Origin of the sequence: Erwinia sp., from assembly GCF_049696395.1 — a bacterium.
In the GTDB taxonomy this organism is placed as follows: domain Bacteria; phylum Pseudomonadota; class Gammaproteobacteria; order Enterobacterales; family Enterobacteriaceae; genus Erwinia.
This window is the reverse complement of sequence record NZ_JBAVTT010000165.1, coordinates 1-16600: the sequence shown is the minus strand read 5'-3', so window position 1 is coordinate 16600 and position 16600 is coordinate 1. Positions and strand designations below refer to the sequence as shown.

The following is a 16600-nucleotide window of genomic DNA, read 5'->3' as shown; positions in this document are numbered from 1 at the left end:
GGATAAAAGTATTCAAAACCTGCGTGCAGAAGGTGCTCGGATAAGGGACGCTTATTGGGATGGATGCTCTGGATCGTTAGTTGTCTGAAGGGTCTGGTACAAGGTCAGGGAGAGCTTGTGTCTGTAGTGTCGAAAGTTGTCTGGACAGTCAGGTGGCTGGTCAGGGAGAGAAGGTTGAACACAAAGACGCCGTGCATCCATCCCTGGAGGCTTAGCTGCGACGTCCATGTCGCAGATACTTTGCTTATCAACCTTCTCTCCCTTCCCATCAGCTTCAATGTTGCCTGTTTGATTGGGGCAACACACTTCGAAATCCACTGATTCAAACCAGTCAAACCAGTCAAACCAGTCAAACCAGTCAAACCAGTCAAATCGTGTAAACCATCCAAATCAATCAAACCTCAAACTCACTCCAGGCAATTAAACTCTCCCCACTCTTTAAAAATGAGCGCGGGCATCTGCCAGGTAAAACGACACTGGCAGGTTGAGTTGGGAATTGAAGAGTGGGTGTTGAATTGTGTATCCACGAATCCCTTCAACGACACGGAAGTTATTGGGCGGCGGCATAGAGCGCGTTAGCCGAGTGTATGCAGCAGGGATGCTGCATCCAAGCCTACAGGGACGTATTCACGGCGTCTCGGATAACGCGCTCTATGCTGACGCCTTACCACCACAGCCGTCCTTGACGTTGCAGCCTTAGCAACCCGCTCTAAGCCGACGCCGTACCACCGCAGCCGGTTTTGACCTAAGCAACACGCTCTAAGCCAACGCCTTACCACCGCAGCCGTCCTTGGCCTTGAGCTTAAACGTGAACTCAGTTGCCGCCACGCGCCTTCTGGATATCCCGCAACCGTTGCTTCTCTTCGTGGGCCATAAAGCGCCAGGCGATGAAGCCAACGATGCCGACCACAAACAGAATCAAAGATGCCAGCGCATTGATCTCCGGGTTTACGCCACGGCGAACCGTTGCAAAAATCTGCATCGGTAGCGTCGTTGCCCCTGGCCCGGTCACAAAGCTGGAAATCACCAAATCATCCAGCGATAACGTAAAGGCCAGCAGCCAGCCGGTGACAATCGCCGGGGCAATCATCGGGACGGTGATGACAAAGAACACCTTCAGCGGCGTGGCACCCAAATCCATTGCAGCTTCCTCAATGGAACGGTCAAGCTCGCGAAGACGCGAGTTAATCACCACTGCAACGTAGGCCGTACAGAACGTCACATGCGCCAGCCAGATAGTCAGCATTCCTCTGTCTGCAGGCCAACCAAAAGTATTGGCCATCGCCACAAACAGCAGCAATAGCGACAAGCCGGTGATCACATCTGGCATCACCAATGGCGCAGTCAGCATAAACGCAAAGCCGGTTGAGCCCTTGAATCGGCCAAACCGGACAATGATCACCGCGGCAATGGTTCCCAGTACTGAAGCCGCCGTTGCCGCCAGCGCGGCAATGGTCAGACTCAGCGTCACGGCGCTGATCATCGCATCATCATGGAATAACACGTTGTACCAGTGCAGGGAGAAACTCTCCCATGCCGCCAGCTGCGAAGAGTTAAACGAATACACCACCAGTAACGCCATCGGCGCATACAGGAAGAAAAAGCACACTATCAGGATCGCCGTGCGCCATGGAGAACGAATAGTCGGTAACGTGGTCATTCCTTCTCCCCCAACTCTTTATTCTGATGCTTGTGGAACCAGATAATCGGCAGGATCAAAATCAGCAAAATAATCACCGCCAGCGCCGAAGCCACCGGCCAGTCCCGGTTATTAAAGAACTCCTGCCAGAGAACGCGTCCGATCATAATACTGTCGGGGCCTCCCAACAGTTCCGGGATCACGTACTCGCCAACCGCCGGGATAAAGACCAACATAGAACCGGCGATAATGCCGCCTTTGGTCAACGGCACTATCACGCTGAAAAAAGTCTTCATTGGGCGTGCGCCAAGATCCAGCGAGGCTTCTACCAGGGAGTAATCAATGCGCGTCAACGCGGTATAAATCGGCAACACCATAAACGGCAAATAGCAGTAAACAATGCCGATATAAACCGCCAGATTGGTGTAGAGAATGGCTATCGGGTGATCGATAATTCCGGTCCACATCAGGAAGCGATTAAGAATGCCATTATCATTTAAAATCCCCATCCACGCGTACACGCGAACCAGGAATGACGTCCAGGAAGGCAGGATCACCAATAACAATAAGATATTACGCGTTGACGGCGAACTGTGCGCCACCGCCCAGGCAAGCGGATAACCAATCAGCAAACAGATCACCGTTGAGATCGCCGCAACCTGTAACGAATGCAGATATGCATCTACGTACAGCGGGTCATCCGTCAGCGTGAGGTAGTTCCCCAGATTCATCACCATGGTCAACTGACCATCAGCCCAGGTCACTAAATCGGTGTACGGCGGAATGGCTCGCGCAATATCAGAGAAACTGATCTTCAGTACGATTAAAAATGGCAGCAGGAACAGCAATATCAACCACAAGTAAGGCAAGGCAATGACCAGCTTGCGCCCCTGCTTCATCTGCAACCGGCCCAGCAAAGCGCTGAAGGCACCTTGTTGTCGGGTTGGTGGTTCGGTAGTTCTTGAAGAATTTTCGCTCATCACTCCCCCACTACACCGTCAGAACCACACAACTGTCCGCTTCCCAGCAGAGACGCACTTCATCTCCCCAGGTTGGCGCACCCTTGCGGAAACGATGGGCATTCTGTAACTGAGCACTGATCATCTGGCCGCTGCGCAAACGCACATGGTAGATCGACAGATCGCCCAGATAGGCAATGTGCACCACTTCACCCACCGCAAAGTTACAGCCGTCAGCCGGAACTTCCTCGCAAAGCATCACTTTTTCAGGACGCAGCGCCACATGCACCGGCACGCCATCCACCACGGAGGCGTCAGAATCCACTTTCAGCGGATAAATCAGCCCTGGGCTTTCAATCACCAGACCATCGGCCTGACGCTCACGCAGGATCCCTTCAAACAGGTTCACCGACCCGATAAACTCCGCGCTGTAGCGAGTGGTCGGATGCTCGTAAATCTCTTCCGGTTCACCAATCTGCACAAACTTGCCACGGTTCATGATCGCAATGCGGCCCGCCATGGTCATCGCTTCTTCCTGATCGTGGGTTACCATCACGCACGTTGCGCCCACACGCTCAAGAATATCGACCACTTCATGCTGCATGCGGTCACGCAGCTTCTTGTCCAGCGCGCCCATGGGCTCATCCAGCAACAGCAATTTAGGCCGTTTCGCCAGACTTCGCGCCAGGGCCACACGCTGGCGCTGACCGCCAGAAAGTTGATGCGGCTTACGTTTAGCAAACTCCTGCATATGTACCAGCGTCAGCATCTCTGCCACGCGGCTGTTAATCTCATCTTTAGCCAGCCGATCCTGCTTCAGACCAAACGCAATATTCTGTTCCACCGTCATATGTGGGAACAGTGCGTAGGACTGAAACATCATATTGATTGGGCGCTGGTAAGGCGGCACATGGGAGAGATCCTGGCCATCCAGCATAATCTGCCCGGAGGTAGGCGGCTCAAATCCTGCCAGCATGCGCAGCAGTGTCGATTTGCCGCAGCCTGAAGCGCCAAGCAGCGCAAAAATCTCACCCTTGTAGATAGTCAGGTTGACATCATCAACCGCATGTTGACCGTCGAAAGACTTGGTCAGATTGCGGATCTCTAGCAGCGGCGTTAACGCCTTGGCTGCTTTTTGTTGCGGACGGGGGATCGCGTCGTTCACTACCATTACTCTCCGGCGCTGGACAGAATACGGCCTCTCAGCCGTATAAAAGACAAAACAGAGGCCAGTAGATGCGCCTCTGTTACTTGATCAAAAGTGAGTCAATCCCGCTTTTGTCAGTTACTTACCACTTTTAACTTTAGTCCATGCACGGGTACGCACACGATCAAGTTTTGGATCCTGTACTTTCAGCACGAACAATTTAGCCATGGTTTCCGGGGTTGGGAAGATGCCCGGGTTATCACGGATGTCTTGATTGATCAGCGGAACAGAAGCTTTGTTACCGTTCGCATAGAACATCTTATTAGAGACGTCAGCAATCACTTTCGGCTCCATCAGGTAGTTCAGGAACTGGTACGCTTCATCAAGATTTTTGGCATCTTTAGGGATTGCCAGCATATCGAAGAACGCCAGTGCGCCCTCTTTAGGAATGCTGTAAGCCAGGTGAACACCGTTTTTCGCTTCGATAGCGCGGTTTTTCGCCTGCAGAATGTCCCCAGCCCAGCCAATCGCTACACAAGTGTTGCCGTTTGCCAGGTCGTTAATGTACTGAGAAGAGTGGAAATAACGGATGCTTGGACGCAGCTTCAACAGCAAGTCGGTTGCAGCACCAGAATAATCTTTAGGATCGGAACTGTTCGGATCTTTGCCAAGGTAATTCAACACTGTAGCGAAGATCTCTTCCGGAGCATCCAGGAACGACACGCCGCAGCTTTTCAGCTTTTCCAGGTTTTCTGGTTTCAGAACCAAATCCCAGCTGTCTACTGGCGCATCTTTGCCCAGCGCAGCTTTCACTTTATCCACGTTGTAACCAATACCCGTGGTCGCCCACAGGTACGGGATCGCGTATTTATTGCCTGGATCATGCTGGTCCAGCTTTTTCAGAATGTCCGGATCCAGATTTTTGTAATTAGGCAGTTTGCTTTTATCCAGGGGCTGGAAAACGCCGGATTGCAGCTGGCGAGCCAGGAAACTGGAAGAAGGCACCACCACGTCATAACCGGTGCTGCCGGCCATCAGCTTGCCTTCCAGCACTTCGTTGGAGTCAAACACGTCATAGACCACTTTGATACCGGTTTGTTTTTCAAAGTTCGGTACGGTATCCGGGGAAATATAGTCTGACCAGTTATAGACATGCAGCGTCTTATCAGCAGCACTTGCGCCAGCGGAAACCGCCATCAGCACGCCAGCAACCACACCTGACAACCATTTCTTACGTTGGTTGAACATGTTTTCCATTCTCCTGAACAGGGATAATTACAAACAGAGGCACAAGCTACCCACAGCTGGCCAGAACATGGCCCTATAATGAATGACTATTCACCGTGCTGTTAGATAGAAAAAACCTATACCTGTAGCGACGTTGCATGCGAAATGCAGCCTGGCAAGAATAGCCCCCCTGCTGCCCTCAGGCCAGCCCCCCGCGTAAAAAACGCCTTTTATCGATTTTTAATGCATGTTTCCTCTCTGTGATACGCCAAAGGTGGCATAAACGGCGACAGATATCTGGCATTTTAGGCTATAAAGCAGAATAAAAAATGGTTGTTCGCCCGGTTCAACTGGGGAAAATAGCAACAGTTAAGAGAGAGTGAATAAATAAACAGCAGGGGGAGATGAAGAGCGGGTTAATCAGCGATCAACCCGACAGAGAAAGTGAGGCCGTTTTTAATGCAGCAGCGAATGGGAAGAGACAATCTCGGTGCGATCTTCTTCCTCGCCAGGAATTAGCAATTGGTTGGCAAAGGCTTCCAGTACCACCATCGAGATTTGCTCTTCACTCTGCTTCATAAAGTGCACAAATTGCCCGTAGGTCACTCCCGCCTCTACCATCAGCGACTGGCAGACGATCAGCTTCGGCAAGTTGTCATCCTGAATATCCAGGAAAGCTTTAATGGTCAGCGAACTGGCGTTGATCTGCGAAAGATCGCCAACCAGCGGGATAAGCGCAGTAGGTTTAACCTCAGCCAACGCTGAAAACAGAATGACGTTATCGACCAAATCGAGCTTGGCATCAAACACCCCGTCGAAATTTTGCATATGCGGCAGGTGAAGCGCCTGACAAGAGTCACACTCAAACCAGGTGATGCTTTGCTGATCCAGCCAACGTCGTATTACGTCAATATCTGGAACGACGAGTGAATCCATGTGCTTTCTCTCTTACCGCCTTAAAATTGCGGCCTAGCTTACGTAAAAACGCCTTTAAACACCACGATTGTGACAGAAATATGCGCTCAGCCACCGGTTTTCAGACTGAAGCCGGGGCGCGCCTGTTGTTCAATCCAGCCAATCATTAGCGTGGCAATATCTAAACCCGTTGTCTTTTCAATTCCTTCCAGCCCAGGTGAGGCATTCACTTCCATTACCAACGGCCCCCGCTTTGCACGGAGAATATCCACACCAGCCACATCCAGCCCCAGCGTAGCCGCGGCGTTAATCGCCATTTCGCGCTCTCGTCCGGTAATTTCCACACTGCGAGCCGTACCGCCACGATGAAGGTTAGAACGGAAATCCCCTTCCTTAGCAGAGCGCTCAATAGCGGCCACCACTTCACCGCCAATCACCAGACAGCGAATATCCCGACCCTGAGCTTCTTTAATAAACTCCTGCACCAGAATATGCGCATTCAATCCCCGGAAGGCATCAATCACACTCTCGGCGGCCTGGCGCGTTTCCGCCAGCACCACACCAATTCCCTGCGTGCCTTCCACCAGCTTCACCACCAGCGGTGCCCCACCAACCATTTTGATCAAATCGCTGGTGTCATCAGGGGAATGAGCAAAGCCAGTAACGGGCATATCAATTCCCTGCCGCGCCAGCAGCTGCAGGGAACGAAGTTTGTCACGCGCTCGGGTAATGGCAACTGACTCGTTAAGCGGATAGCTGCCACAGACTTCAAATTGCCGCAGCACAGCCGTGCCATAAAAAGTAATGGCTGAGCCAATACGTGGGATCACCGCATCAAAATGGGCCAGCTGCTTGCCACGATAATGAATGGCCGATGAACCCGGATTGATGTTCATATAACAGGAGAGCGGATCGATCACTTCAACGCTGTGGCCACGCTTTCGCGCGGCCTCAAGCAAACGTTTGCAAGAGTAAAGCGAGCTATCTCGGGAAAGAATCGCTATTATCACAACGGCCTCCAGGGAGCTTAACGCGTTGCCCAGCCCTGCTTGTGCAGGTAGTCCAACATAAACGGACGGCTCTCTTTAACAATGGTTTTCTGGATATGCTCGCTCCAGCTTTCTCGGCGAGGATTGCTCTCGCGGGACAGGTAATACTCTTCCTGCTCGCCATCGTAGGCGGCAAGCACCTTCGCATCAATCGGCTGATAGTGGTTTTCATGCACCAGCATCGCAGCAGGCATACGCGGTTTCAGCTGTGGAGATTGTGCTGGCGTTCCCAGGCAAAGACCAAACAGGGGCAAGACAAATTTCGGCAGGCCCAGCAGCTCAGTCACTTCAGCAATGCTGTTACGGATACCGCCAATGAACACGCCGCCCAGGCCAAGGGATTCCGCAGCGATCATCGCATTTTGTCCCATCAGCGCCGTATCAACGCTGCCTAACAGAAGTTGTTCTGCCAGGCCTAACTGAGCTTCAGGGCAGATCTGCTGAAGACGATTGAAATCCGCGCAGAAAACCCAGAACTCAGCAGCCGTGCCAACATACTTTTGACCGCCGGTCAGGCCTACCAGCTTTTCGCGCAGAGCCTTATCGGTAATACGGACAATAGAGGAGCACTGTAAAAAGCTTGAGCTTGAGGCTGACTGAGCGGCAGCCAGAATGGCCTCACGTTGCTGGTCATCAATCGGCTGGTCGGTAAAAGACCGAATAGATCGGTGCGAGCACAGTAGCTCAATGGTCGGGGTCATGCTTCTCTCCTGGTGGTGAATCATTACGCTTTGCGTTCAAAAGTTCCGGCGCCATCGCTTTAGCCGTGCGCCACATCATTACCAGCGCTGCGGGGAGCATCAACGCAATCCCCACAAAGATCATCACTGTGGCAGCCAGCGGGCCGGAAAAAGGTGCCGGTAAGGGTAGCATCCGGTGCAGTGTGAAGTAAGAGAGCAGCAGCAAAATACCGCCAAGCCCTTCCAGCAGCAGGAGGGATTTGGGTAGCCGACTAAAAGCACGCATGGTGTATCTCCTCAGTAGGGGTTGCTCTATCCTTTCTGACGTTATTAAAGCCTATCCCGCAGCCTCGTGCATAGCCTGTGCGAATCAGATCAACAGGTAATTCCTTCTTCCCTTCCCTGCACGAAGCGGGCATGATATTCGGCAATAACTGATTAAGTGTGATATGCATCACATAATTTTTGACCTTTGAGGAGAAACCTATGTTTGCAGTGATTTTTGGACGCCCTGGCTGCCCTTATTGTGTCCGTGCGAAAGAGCTGGCTGAGAAGCTGACCGCAGAGCGCGATGACTTCACTTTCAGCTACGTGGATATCCACGCTGAAGGCATCACCAAAGCGGATCTGGAAAAGACCGTCGGTAAGCCAGTAGAAACTGTGCCACAGATTTTCCTGGATGAAACCCACATCGGTGGCTGCACGGATTTTGAAGCTTACGCTAAAGAAAACCTGGGCCTGTTCCAGTAAGTCATTCTGCTTATCTGGCTGTTTTATCAGCACGATGAAGGCGTAAAAAAAGGTCGATATTCAATCGACCTTTTTTATTGCCTGGAAAATCTCATCTCAGACTTACTCAGACCGCCACTGAGCACTTTGTCTTAGCGGTGCCTTCCGCTATGATCTTCATCGCCCAGTAACGTGCGGGAAAGCATCACCACCAGAGCCCCCGAGCCACTCCAGAAAATCGCGCTGGTGATAAAGGCCATTTCCTGTAAAACCGGACTCGGCGATGCCAGCGAAAAATGCAATGCAAACCAGATAATCGGTGTTGCCAGCAAAGCACCGGCCAACGCTACTGTCAGGGGAGCCTCTTTTGAGGTTAAGGCTGCTACCGCACCCGGTATGGCAAACATCAGCAGGCCCAGACGGGGTTTTCCCTGAATAATGATGTCTGCACTCATTTCATATCTCACGGCCACAAAAACGAGGCAGTAAAGGACGAAACAAGCAATGGTGCCTGTCCAGGACATCCCTTTAAATACCATAGGACCTTCTCCCGGCTATGTAATTCGGTTAACTGGTTAAAACTACCGTTACTCACGTTGCGGCGATGACTGGCTGAAAGAGTGATACGAATGAGTGAAAACGCGTTAATCTGATTGCTGGCTATCATTCCTGGAAACGCCTGGAATGCGCCACTGCTCTGCTGACAGAAAGGCAATATAGGATAAATTTCGATTAACTTCAACAGGTTACTGGTAAACAGGACGTTACATCAGGCAGTAAAAGGTCGCAAAGTTGTTAAATCGAAATGACAGGGTGTTTAAGAGTGGTGCAGTCTTAAGCCTAACCTGCGGTTTTACTGAGAAATTTCTTAACTAACAAATTCCCTAAATGTGTTCTTAGTGGCTTTCTTTAAGCCAAAAAAAAATATTTCAGTGCAGATCAGAACTTTTAAATCTTGCTGTAGTCATAATTAGTGCCACTGCTTTTCTTTGAAATCCCCTAAATTGTGGAGCCCGTTAATCAAATGATTAGCGGGTTTTTTTCTTTCTGCTTCAGACTTATCTCACTTCTTTCCCGTTCTTATTGATTCCCTCTGCGCCTGAACCTCTGTTATCGCTTCATTCCCCTGACATAAAATCGCCATCAATTCTTAACAAAAGCAAAACCAAACGGTCATTTAGGAGCGGGGCTATTTATCTTCTCGCCGCTCGCTTTTATCTTCTCTGGCTGATCCTGCTGAACAATATGAGGAAAAAATAACAATGGAAGAGCTGAATCGGCTGCTTTTTCTGTGGATTAACGCCACGCCAGCCTCGCCGGAGTGGCTGATTTCACTGGCAACGTTTATTGCGCGTGACCTGATTGCCATCATGCCTGTGCTGATTGTCGCTATGTGGCTTTGGGGGCCAGAGCGTGAGGTGGGTTCACAACGTAAGCTGGTGTTGAAAACCGGGATCGCGCTGGGTTATGCGCTGACTATCTCCTGGTGCGTGGGCAATTTATTCCCCCATGCGCGACCTTTTGTCGTGGGGTTAGGCCATCAGTTCCTGCCGCATGCACCGGATGACTCTTACCCAAGCGACCATGGCACCGCCATTTTCACCTTCGCCATTGCCTTCTTCAGCTGGCATCGCCGCTGGTCGGGCGCATTGTTACTGGTGACAGGTTCCGCCATTGCCTGGTCCCGCATTTACCTTGGCGTTCACTGGCCAATGGATATGCTGGGAGGATTACTGGTTGGTGCGCTCTCCTGCCTGTTTGCTCAGGTTGCCTGGCATTTCTGTGGCCGCCGCTTATTACAGAATATTTCCACGCTGTATCGGCTACTGTTCGCTTTCCCTATTCGTAAGGGCTGGGTACGCCACTAGTCCTCGTGGACAGGAGAGTATTCTGTTCGTGGTTAAAGTTACGGCTAATTTATTGCGCAACACGGTCAACTATTCAGTTAATTTAGTCGCCGTGTTGCGCAAATGATATAAATCGTTAAATTACAGTCACAAAATTAAATCCCATAACATTGATTTTAATCACATTTATTAAGACTATCCCAATCAAAAAACAGCTTAAGAACACTATTTAACCTGGTAAACAATCCACAAAACCAGCCTAAAAAACCAAAATAAAACCTAAAAGCCAGATAATTTACCCACCCAAAAACGCCTAAGCAGCATTTATCACTAATATTATTTTTTAAAATGTGATTGAGATCGCCAGAAATTCCTTTTCTCCCCCTTCCTTCTTACTTTTCTGATGGTAGAGTGTCGGCCTTCCAGACAGAGCCCTAAATTAAAGTGCGCTATTTCCTCTCCTGCATGCTTATTGCGGCGCGCTTTACTTTACTGTTTTCAAACTGGAGATAATCATGGATTCATCCAAAACGGCGTCCCTGCCACTAACCGGTGTCGAAGAGGCAGCCAGCTGGCGCAAAAGCGACACTATGTGGATGTTGGGACTGTACGGTACGGCGATAGGCGCTGGTGTGTTGTTCTTACCGATTAATGCCGGAATTGGTGGGTTGATCCCGCTGTTGATTATGGCGGTGCTGGCCTTCCCTATGACGTTCTTTGCCCATCGCGGGCTTTGCCGTTTTGTTCTGTCAGGACGTAAAGTGGGTGAAGACATTACTGGTGTGGTTGAGGAGCATTTCGGTAAGGGCGCCGGTAAATTGCTCACCCTGCTCTACTTCTTCGCCATTTACCCCATTCTGCTGGTTTACAGCGTAGCGATCACCAATACGGTTGAGAGCTTTATGACCCATCAGTTGCACCTGCAAGCGCCGCCGAGAGCGCTGCTGGCCCTGATCCTGATCGTCGGTCTGATGTCGATTGTCCGTTTTGGCAAAGAGATGATCGTCAAAACGATGAGCGTGCTGGTTTATCCCTTCGTGCTGGTGCTAATGGCGCTGGCGCTGTTTTTGATCCCTCACTGGAATACCTCCGTTTTCCAGAACGTCAGTCTGGCTGGCAGCGGTGGCGGGGGTTTATGGATGACCCTGTGGCTGGCTATCCCGGTGATGGTGTTCTCCTTTAACCACTCGCCAATTATCTCGGCTTTTGCGGTAGCCAAACGGCAGGAGTACGGCGAGGGTGCTGAGCAGAAGTGCTCACGCATCTTGGCTTTCAGCCATGTGTTGATGGTGGTGACGGTGATGTTCTTCGTCTTCAGCTGCGTGCTCAGCCTCTCTCCGGAGAATCTTGCCGAGGCAAAAGCCCAGAACATTTCGATCCTCTCCTATCTGGCGAACCATTTTGATACGCCGCTGATGGCCTGGCTGGCGCCGATTATTGCCATGGTCGCCATCACCAAATCTTTCCTTGGCCATTACCTTGGCGCACGTGAAGGCTTTAACGGACTGATGGTTAAGTCGCTGGGCGAAGCCGGTAAAAAACTGCCGGAAGCTAAGCTGAACCGGATCACGGCGATCTTTATGCTGATCACCACCTGGCTGGTTTCCACCCTGAATCCCAGTATTCTGGGGATGATTGAAACGCTGGGTGGCCCGGTGATTGCCGTGCTGCTGTTCCTGATGCCGATGTATGCCATTAATAAAGTGCCGGCAATGCGTCAGTACAGTGGCAAAATCAGCAATATCTTCGTGGTTCTGGTTGGGCTGATTGCGATCTCTGCTATCGCTTACGACCTGGTTTGAGCCAAAAAAAAGGGGCGAATTCTCGCCCCTTTCTCTTCTGCCCGTCAGGCAAACCACTTGCCAAACAAGCCGGTTATTTTCATCATCACGAAATCCCACATCCGGCTAATGAAGCTGCCCTCATTCACCTCCTCCATCACCACCAGCGGACGTTGTTCAATGGTTTTGCCATCAAGCTGGAAATCGATATTCCCCACCACCTGATTTTTCTTTAGCGGCGCGGTTAATTGAGGCTGCGAAAGCGTAAAGCTGGCTTTCAGGTTCTTCATCTGGCCTTTCGGTAGAGTAATTGAGGCATCCTGAGCTACGCCAAGATTGACCTCTTTCTTATCTCCATACCAAACCCGCTGAGTGGAAAAGGGCTTATCGGCTTTAATCGGCGTGACCGTGTCATAAAAGCGGAATCCCCAGGTCAGCAGCTTTTCACTTTCCCGGAAGCGAGTGGCATCGGTCGGAGAACCTAACACCACGGAAATCAGGCGTTGATCGCCACTTACTGCTGAAGCAACCAGATTGTTACCTGCACCCGCTGTATGGCCAGTCTTGATCCCATCGACCTGCAGGTTGCTGCTCCATAACAGGCGGTTACGGTTTTGCTGGTGAATGCGGTTGAAGGTGAACTCTTTCTCTTTGTGCAGGGCATACTCTTGCGGCACATCACGGATTAACGCCTGACCAATTAACGCCATATCTCTGGCCGTGCTGTACTGGCCTTCTGAATCCAGTCCGTGCACCGTTTTGAAGTGGGTATTTTTCAGCCCCAGCGCCTGCACATAGTTGTTCATCAGGCTGACGAAAGAATCCTGACTGCCCGCAACATAATCTGCCAGTGCAATACTGGCATCATTGCCAGACTGGATAATAATTCCCTTGTTCAGTTCTGAAACGGGGATGCGATCGCCCGGCTTCAGAAACATCAACGAGGAACCTTGCAGAATGGGGTTACCCGTCGCCCAGGCATCCTTTCCTACTGTCACCATATCGTCATTGGTAATTTTGCCTGCTTTGATAGCCTGGCCCACTACGTAGCTGGACATCATTTTTGTCAGGCTGGCTGGGTCAAGGCGGTCATCTGCATGGGATTCCGCCAGCACTTTACCGCTGTTGTAATCCATCAGGATCCAGGCTTTAGCATCAATTTGTGGCGCAGCCGGGGCTTCTTCTGCCCGGGCTGAAAAGGTGAATAACAACAGTGAAGTGGTGACGGTCAGTGTTAATACACCGGCGGGAAGGAGCGATTTCTTCATGGCGAGACCCAAGTATCCATTTGAAAGACAGGTATTTTTCAGCGTGGCAGGCAGAAACCCTGACAAGCTATCGGTTTCTGGCCTTAAAAAGAACAGCATTACTGTAAAGTTATTCAGAGTTTATTAGATTAATCTGGGATATGCCTTGCCGCTGCGCTTTTTTTCGCCATTCACTGCGATCGGCACCAGGTGAAATTCCGATTTTTCGCAGAACAGTTAAGTCAGTCACAAATTTCCGCTAACCTGAATAAAGTTTGCCTTAGGAGTAATGACGATGGATTTAGCTTTGTTCGATCTTGATGAAACGTTGATCTGCGAAGACAGCACCGGCCTGTGGCTCCGTTGGTTAGTCTCCCAGGGCTTTGCCCCGGCCGCGCTTATTGAGCAGGAACGGGCACTGATGGACCAGTATTATCAGGGTTCCCTGTCGATGGAAGAGTATATGAGCACCACCCTGTCACCCTTAACCGGCATGGGAACACTGACCGTAACAGGTTGGGTCAGGCGCTTTATTCAGCGGGACATTCTGCCGCGCGTGTATCCTTCAGCCCGCGAGAGAATGGCCTGGCATCAACAACGAGGCGATAAAGTGATGGTTGTTTCGGCCAGCGGAGAACACCTGGTGGTGCCGATTGCCGAACAGCTTGGCGCGCACGGTGCCCTGGCCATTGGCGTGGAGATCGTTGATGACCGCTATAGCGGCCAGACCTACGGCACCATGACGTACAAAGAAGGCAAGGTCACCCGTCTGAACGACTGGCTGGCTGACCAGAGCGACGCCACCTTTGGTAAAACCTGGGCGTACAGCGACTCAATCAACGACCTGGCTATGCTTGAACATGCCGATCACGCTCATGTGATCAATCCCGGCGAGCAACTGCACAGTCTCGCTCAGCAGCGTGGCTGGGAAGTCTGTCATTGGGTTAGATAAGCCTGTTGAATATCTGGAATCGCCAGACTGGAGATTCCAGATTTTCCTGCAATTATCGACTGAAGATTCCCGTTACTTCGTTAATCCCACTTTAAGCAGCTTACCGTCAGACTCGTCGGTCAGGACATAAAGATAGCCGTCTGGCCCCACCCGAACATCCCTGATACGCTCACCACGATCTTTCAGCAACCGCTCTTTTTCCTCAACCTTATCCCCGTTAACCGTCAGATGAATAAGGTTTTTCTCTTTCAGCGCACCGATAAACAGGGCGTTTTTCCACTCCGGGAAGTGCGTGCTGTTATAAAAGGCCATCCCGCTAATCGCCGGTGAAACCTTCCACCAGAACACCGGTTGGACCGTCTCTGGCGCCGTTCCGCCTTTCGATCCCGCAACCTTCTCACCGCTGTAATCTATTCCCCAGGTTGCCAGTGGCCAGCCGTAATTCTGACCTTTGCGAGGGATATTGACCTCATCGCCGCCACGAGGACCATGTTCACTTTCCCACATTTCCTTGCTCCACGGGTTAAAAGCAAGCCCCTGCGGATTGCGCATACCATAACTCCAGATTTCCGCTCTGGCTCCCGGCATACCGGCAAAAGGATTATCTTTCGGGATACTGCCATCCGCATTCAGGCGGATAATCTTACCGGTTAATGCCGATAAGTCCTGGGCTGATGCCGCCTGGAAATTATCGCCAAATGTCACATAAAGATAACCAGCCTGATCAAAGGCCAGCCGCGCCCCCAGATTGGCCCCGCTGGAGAGTTTCGGTTGCTGATGCAAGAGAGTCTTAAAGTCAGTCAGACTGCTCAGATCTTTACTCAGCGTGCCATAACCCACCACCGCGCCAGCCCGCCCGGACTCATCGGCTTCTGTCCAGGTGAGATAAACATGACGGTTTTCAGTAAAGTCGGGGGCCAGCGCAACATCCAGCAGACCGCCCTGCCTTTGCGCCCAGACGTTGGGCACACCAGAAATCGGCTGGGAAAGTCCTTTCCCCTGCTGCCAGTGCCGTAACTGGCCAGATCGTTCCGTGACCAATATCCCCTGATTGTCAGGCAGGAAGGCGATAGCCCAGGGGTGATCGAGCCCTTGTTGTAACTGCTCAACGCTGACTTTTGCAGCCAGAACAGAAGGGGAAAACAAGATGGAACCGGCTAACAGACAGAGGGGAAACAAACGAGACATACCTTCACTCCTTAAGGTCAATGTCCGTTAAATTTAGTGAAGTGAGCTGAAAAGGGGGCTGTTTTTACAAAACATTAAGCGCCGTCAGAATCCGGCGCTTAATGACACAACCTTCAGGGTGACTGCGGGAAGGTGGTAACGTCGTTAATCATCTCATCAGCGCCCTGCTGCAGGTCTTGCAGTGTTATAGGAGCACTGGCATTTGGCACCGTCTTACCATAGGCTTTTCGCACGGCTTGCACTACCGTCTTACCTGTTTTGGCATCGATCAGCTCGGCTTCCAGATACAACACACTATTTTGCGTACGGTGACCCGTTGCAGCCATCGTTTCGGCAATCACCGCAGCGGCTGGCACCACTTCATAGAACTTCATGTCCTCGTTTTCGGCATTGACCGTAGTAATGGCGGTTTTCATGATCAATGTGCCCGGAGCTGCCGAGCTGACCAAAGGCATCTTCTTAGCCACTGCGGCTTTCAGGCGGCTATCAACATAGTTTCTCAGATTATCGAGCGTGGCCTGGCTGACGCGAGCCGTTGGCCTGGCGGCAGGATAATAGACCACTGGCGTGTAGTAGATACCGCGATAATCAGACGCTTTATAGTCCGGTGATATCCAGCGAAGCGTAGGATGCCCACTGGGTGATTCGGTAGGGTTGAGTTTTGAATAATCAGATAAAAATCCTGAATACTGCTGAGATTCCGCTACTTTCGAAGAACATCCGGCCAGAACCGAAATAGCCAGTCCGGCAATAAGACCAAGCCGCAGCACATGCATAAGGTGTTCCTTTTCACAAAGAGGTTAGCAAAAAAAGGCAATGACAACTGAAGCATAGCGCGTCTTGTGGGCAACACCCTAAAGCTTGAAAGGAAACGTGAGATACATGTGCAGCCGGTTTTTTATATACGAAACCTGTCAGCCATCCCACCGCACTGCTTGCTGTATTCAAAAAAAAATCATTAGGTTCTGTCGCACGTTCATCGCTACGTGCCAAAGCCTGCACACAACCCGTTCCTCAGCCTGGTGCCGGTGAAAACCAGCATGGTCAGCCTGTGAGAGCAGTTGGCCAAACTGGGCGTTTGGGTGCGCCTGCACTATGTCTATCCTTACCCGCTCGTAGAGAATGTCATTCACTTTGGGCGTCTAAGATTTAATTCTTTTCTGAAGGGCTGGGCGGATCCCTGCTGGCCCTTTTGTCCAGCGTATCAACCAAACTCTTTCTGATGCTGTTTCTTGCGCTT

General features: G+C 51.2%; 16 protein-coding genes. 4 read left to right on the top strand and 12 right to left on the bottom strand.

Features of this window, described 5'->3' with window-relative positions:
- Positions 1-814: 814 nt before the first annotated feature.
- The 8 genes from potI to WCC56_RS19355 all read right to left on the bottom strand — a co-directional run bounded on the left by potI (position 815) and on the right by WCC56_RS19355 (position 7902).
- Complete coding sequence (gene potI, locus WCC56_RS19390) at positions 815-1660, bottom strand: putrescine ABC transporter permease PotI (protein ID WP_424693954.1); 846 nt, start codon at positions 1658-1660, stop codon at positions 815-817.
- The gene (gene potH, locus WCC56_RS19385) at positions 1657-2619 is read right to left on the bottom strand and encodes a putrescine ABC transporter permease PotH (RefSeq protein WP_424693953.1); all 963 of its coding nucleotides are present in this window, start codon (positions 2617-2619) and stop codon (positions 1657-1659) included. The genes potI and potH overlap by 4 nt, the downstream gene beginning before the upstream one ends.
- A gap of 10 nt (positions 2620-2629) precedes the next feature.
- Positions 2630-3763: a putrescine ABC transporter ATP-binding subunit PotG gene (gene potG, locus WCC56_RS19380; RefSeq protein ID WP_424693956.1), complete on the bottom strand. Its 1134-nt coding sequence runs from the start codon at positions 3761-3763 to the stop codon at positions 2630-2632.
- Positions 3764-3883: 120 nt separating this feature from the next.
- Complete coding sequence (potF, locus tag WCC56_RS19375; protein WP_424693952.1) at positions 3884-4993, bottom strand: spermidine/putrescine ABC transporter substrate-binding protein PotF; 1110 nt, start codon at positions 4991-4993, stop codon at positions 3884-3886.
- A 435-nt stretch (positions 4994-5428) separates the two neighbouring features.
- Entirely contained in the window at positions 5429-5908 is a 480-nt protein-coding gene (locus tag WCC56_RS19370; RefSeq protein ID WP_424693951.1) for a YbjN domain-containing protein, read from the bottom strand.
- A gap of 86 nt (positions 5909-5994) precedes the next feature.
- The gene (rimK, locus tag WCC56_RS19365) at positions 5995-6897 is read right to left on the bottom strand and encodes a 30S ribosomal protein S6--L-glutamate ligase (protein WP_424693950.1); all 903 of its coding nucleotides are present in this window, start codon (positions 6895-6897) and stop codon (positions 5995-5997) included.
- 17 nt (positions 6898-6914) lie between these two features.
- Entirely contained in the window at positions 6915-7637 is a 723-nt protein-coding gene (nfsA, locus tag WCC56_RS19360; protein ID WP_424693949.1) for an oxygen-insensitive NADPH nitroreductase, read from the bottom strand.
- Positions 7621-7902 carry a DUF1418 family protein gene (locus tag WCC56_RS19355; protein ID WP_424693948.1) on the bottom strand — a complete coding sequence of 94 codons (282 nt, stop codon included), beginning with the start codon at positions 7900-7902 and terminating at the stop codon, positions 7621-7623. The genes nfsA and WCC56_RS19355 overlap by 17 nt, the downstream gene beginning before the upstream one ends.
- Positions 7903-8102: 200 nt before the next feature.
- Here WCC56_RS19355 and WCC56_RS19350 point away from each other — a divergent pair, with 200 nt between their 5' ends.
- On the top strand, positions 8103-8366 hold the full coding sequence (locus tag WCC56_RS19350; protein WP_424693947.1) for a GrxA family glutaredoxin: 264 nt from the start codon (positions 8103-8105) through the stop codon (positions 8364-8366).
- A gap of 131 nt (positions 8367-8497) precedes the next feature.
- Here the strand turns inward: WCC56_RS19350 and ybjM are convergent, their stop codons facing one another.
- Complete coding sequence (ybjM, locus tag WCC56_RS19345; protein ID WP_424693955.1) at positions 8498-8869, bottom strand: inner membrane protein YbjM; 372 nt, start codon at positions 8867-8869, stop codon at positions 8498-8500.
- 738 nt (positions 8870-9607) lie between these two features.
- Between ybjM and ybjG the strand changes: the two genes are divergently transcribed.
- Positions 9608-10213 (top strand): undecaprenyl-diphosphate phosphatase, encoded by a 606-nt coding sequence (ybjG, locus tag WCC56_RS19340; protein WP_424693946.1) that lies wholly within the window; start codon positions 9608-9610, stop codon positions 10211-10213.
- A gap of 494 nt (positions 10214-10707) precedes the next feature.
- The gene (locus WCC56_RS19335; RefSeq protein ID WP_424693945.1) at positions 10708-11994 is read left to right on the top strand and encodes an HAAAP family serine/threonine permease; all 1287 of its coding nucleotides are present in this window, start codon (positions 10708-10710) and stop codon (positions 11992-11994) included.
- A gap of 44 nt (positions 11995-12038) precedes the next feature.
- On the opposite strand, the gene WCC56_RS19330 is transcribed toward WCC56_RS19335, so the two are convergent.
- Positions 12039-13241 carry a serine hydrolase gene (locus WCC56_RS19330; RefSeq protein WP_424693944.1) on the bottom strand — a complete coding sequence of 401 codons (1203 nt, stop codon included), beginning with the start codon at positions 13239-13241 and terminating at the stop codon, positions 12039-12041.
- Positions 13242-13515: 274 nt separating this feature from the next.
- Between WCC56_RS19330 and WCC56_RS19325 the strand changes: the two genes are divergently transcribed.
- Positions 13516-14172: an HAD family hydrolase gene (locus tag WCC56_RS19325; RefSeq protein ID WP_424693943.1), complete on the top strand. Its 657-nt coding sequence runs from the start codon at positions 13516-13518 to the stop codon at positions 14170-14172.
- Between the two features lie 72 nt (positions 14173-14244).
- Here the strand turns inward: WCC56_RS19325 and WCC56_RS19320 are convergent, their stop codons facing one another.
- Positions 14245-15360, bottom strand: a complete 1116-nt coding sequence (locus tag WCC56_RS19320; protein WP_424693942.1) for a PQQ-dependent sugar dehydrogenase — start codon at positions 15358-15360, stop codon at positions 14245-14247.
- Between the two features lie 113 nt (positions 15361-15473).
- Positions 15474-16136 carry a DUF3313 domain-containing protein gene (locus WCC56_RS19315; RefSeq protein ID WP_424693941.1) on the bottom strand — a complete coding sequence of 221 codons (663 nt, stop codon included), beginning with the start codon at positions 16134-16136 and terminating at the stop codon, positions 15474-15476.
- Positions 16137-16600 lie beyond the last annotated feature (464 nt).

What these genes read in the sequence shown, in the direction of transcription:
- potI (WP_424693954.1), bottom strand. Translation starts at nt 1,660, where the DNA reads ATGACCACGTTACCGACTATTCGTTCTCCATGGCGCACGGCGATCCTG.
- potH (WP_424693953.1), bottom strand. Translation starts at nt 2,619, where the DNA reads ATGAGCGAAAATTCTTCAAGAACTACCGAACCACCAACCCGACAACAA.
- potF (WP_424693952.1), bottom strand. Translation starts at nt 4,993, where the DNA reads ATGTTCAACCAACGTAAGAAATGGTTGTCAGGTGTGGTTGCTGGCGTG.
- WCC56_RS19370 (WP_424693951.1), bottom strand. Translation starts at nt 5,908, where the DNA reads ATGGATTCACTCGTCGTTCCAGATATTGACGTAATACGACGTTGGCTG.
- nfsA (WP_424693949.1), bottom strand. Translation starts at nt 7,637, where the DNA reads ATGACCCCGACCATTGAGCTACTGTGCTCGCACCGATCTATTCGGTCT.
- WCC56_RS19355 (WP_424693948.1), bottom strand. Translation starts at nt 7,902, where the DNA reads ATGCGTGCTTTTAGTCGGCTACCCAAATCCCTCCTGCTGCTGGAAGGG.
- WCC56_RS19350 (WP_424693947.1), top strand. Translation starts at nt 8,103, where the DNA reads ATGTTTGCAGTGATTTTTGGACGCCCTGGCTGCCCTTATTGTGTCCGT.
- ybjM (WP_424693955.1), bottom strand. Translation starts at nt 8,869, where the DNA reads ATGTCCTGGACAGGCACCATTGCTTGTTTCGTCCTTTACTGCCTCGTT.
- ybjG (WP_424693946.1), top strand. Translation starts at nt 9,608, where the DNA reads ATGGAAGAGCTGAATCGGCTGCTTTTTCTGTGGATTAACGCCACGCCA.
- WCC56_RS19335 (WP_424693945.1), top strand. Translation starts at nt 10,708, where the DNA reads ATGGATTCATCCAAAACGGCGTCCCTGCCACTAACCGGTGTCGAAGAG.
- WCC56_RS19330 (WP_424693944.1), bottom strand. Translation starts at nt 13,241, where the DNA reads ATGAAGAAATCGCTCCTTCCCGCCGGTGTATTAACACTGACCGTCACC.
- WCC56_RS19325 (WP_424693943.1), top strand. Translation starts at nt 13,516, where the DNA reads ATGGATTTAGCTTTGTTCGATCTTGATGAAACGTTGATCTGCGAAGAC.
- WCC56_RS19320 (WP_424693942.1), bottom strand. Translation starts at nt 15,360, where the DNA reads ATGTCTCGTTTGTTTCCCCTCTGTCTGTTAGCCGGTTCCATCTTGTTT.
- WCC56_RS19315 (WP_424693941.1), bottom strand. Translation starts at nt 16,136, where the DNA reads ATGCATGTGCTGCGGCTTGGTCTTATTGCCGGACTGGCTATTTCGGTT.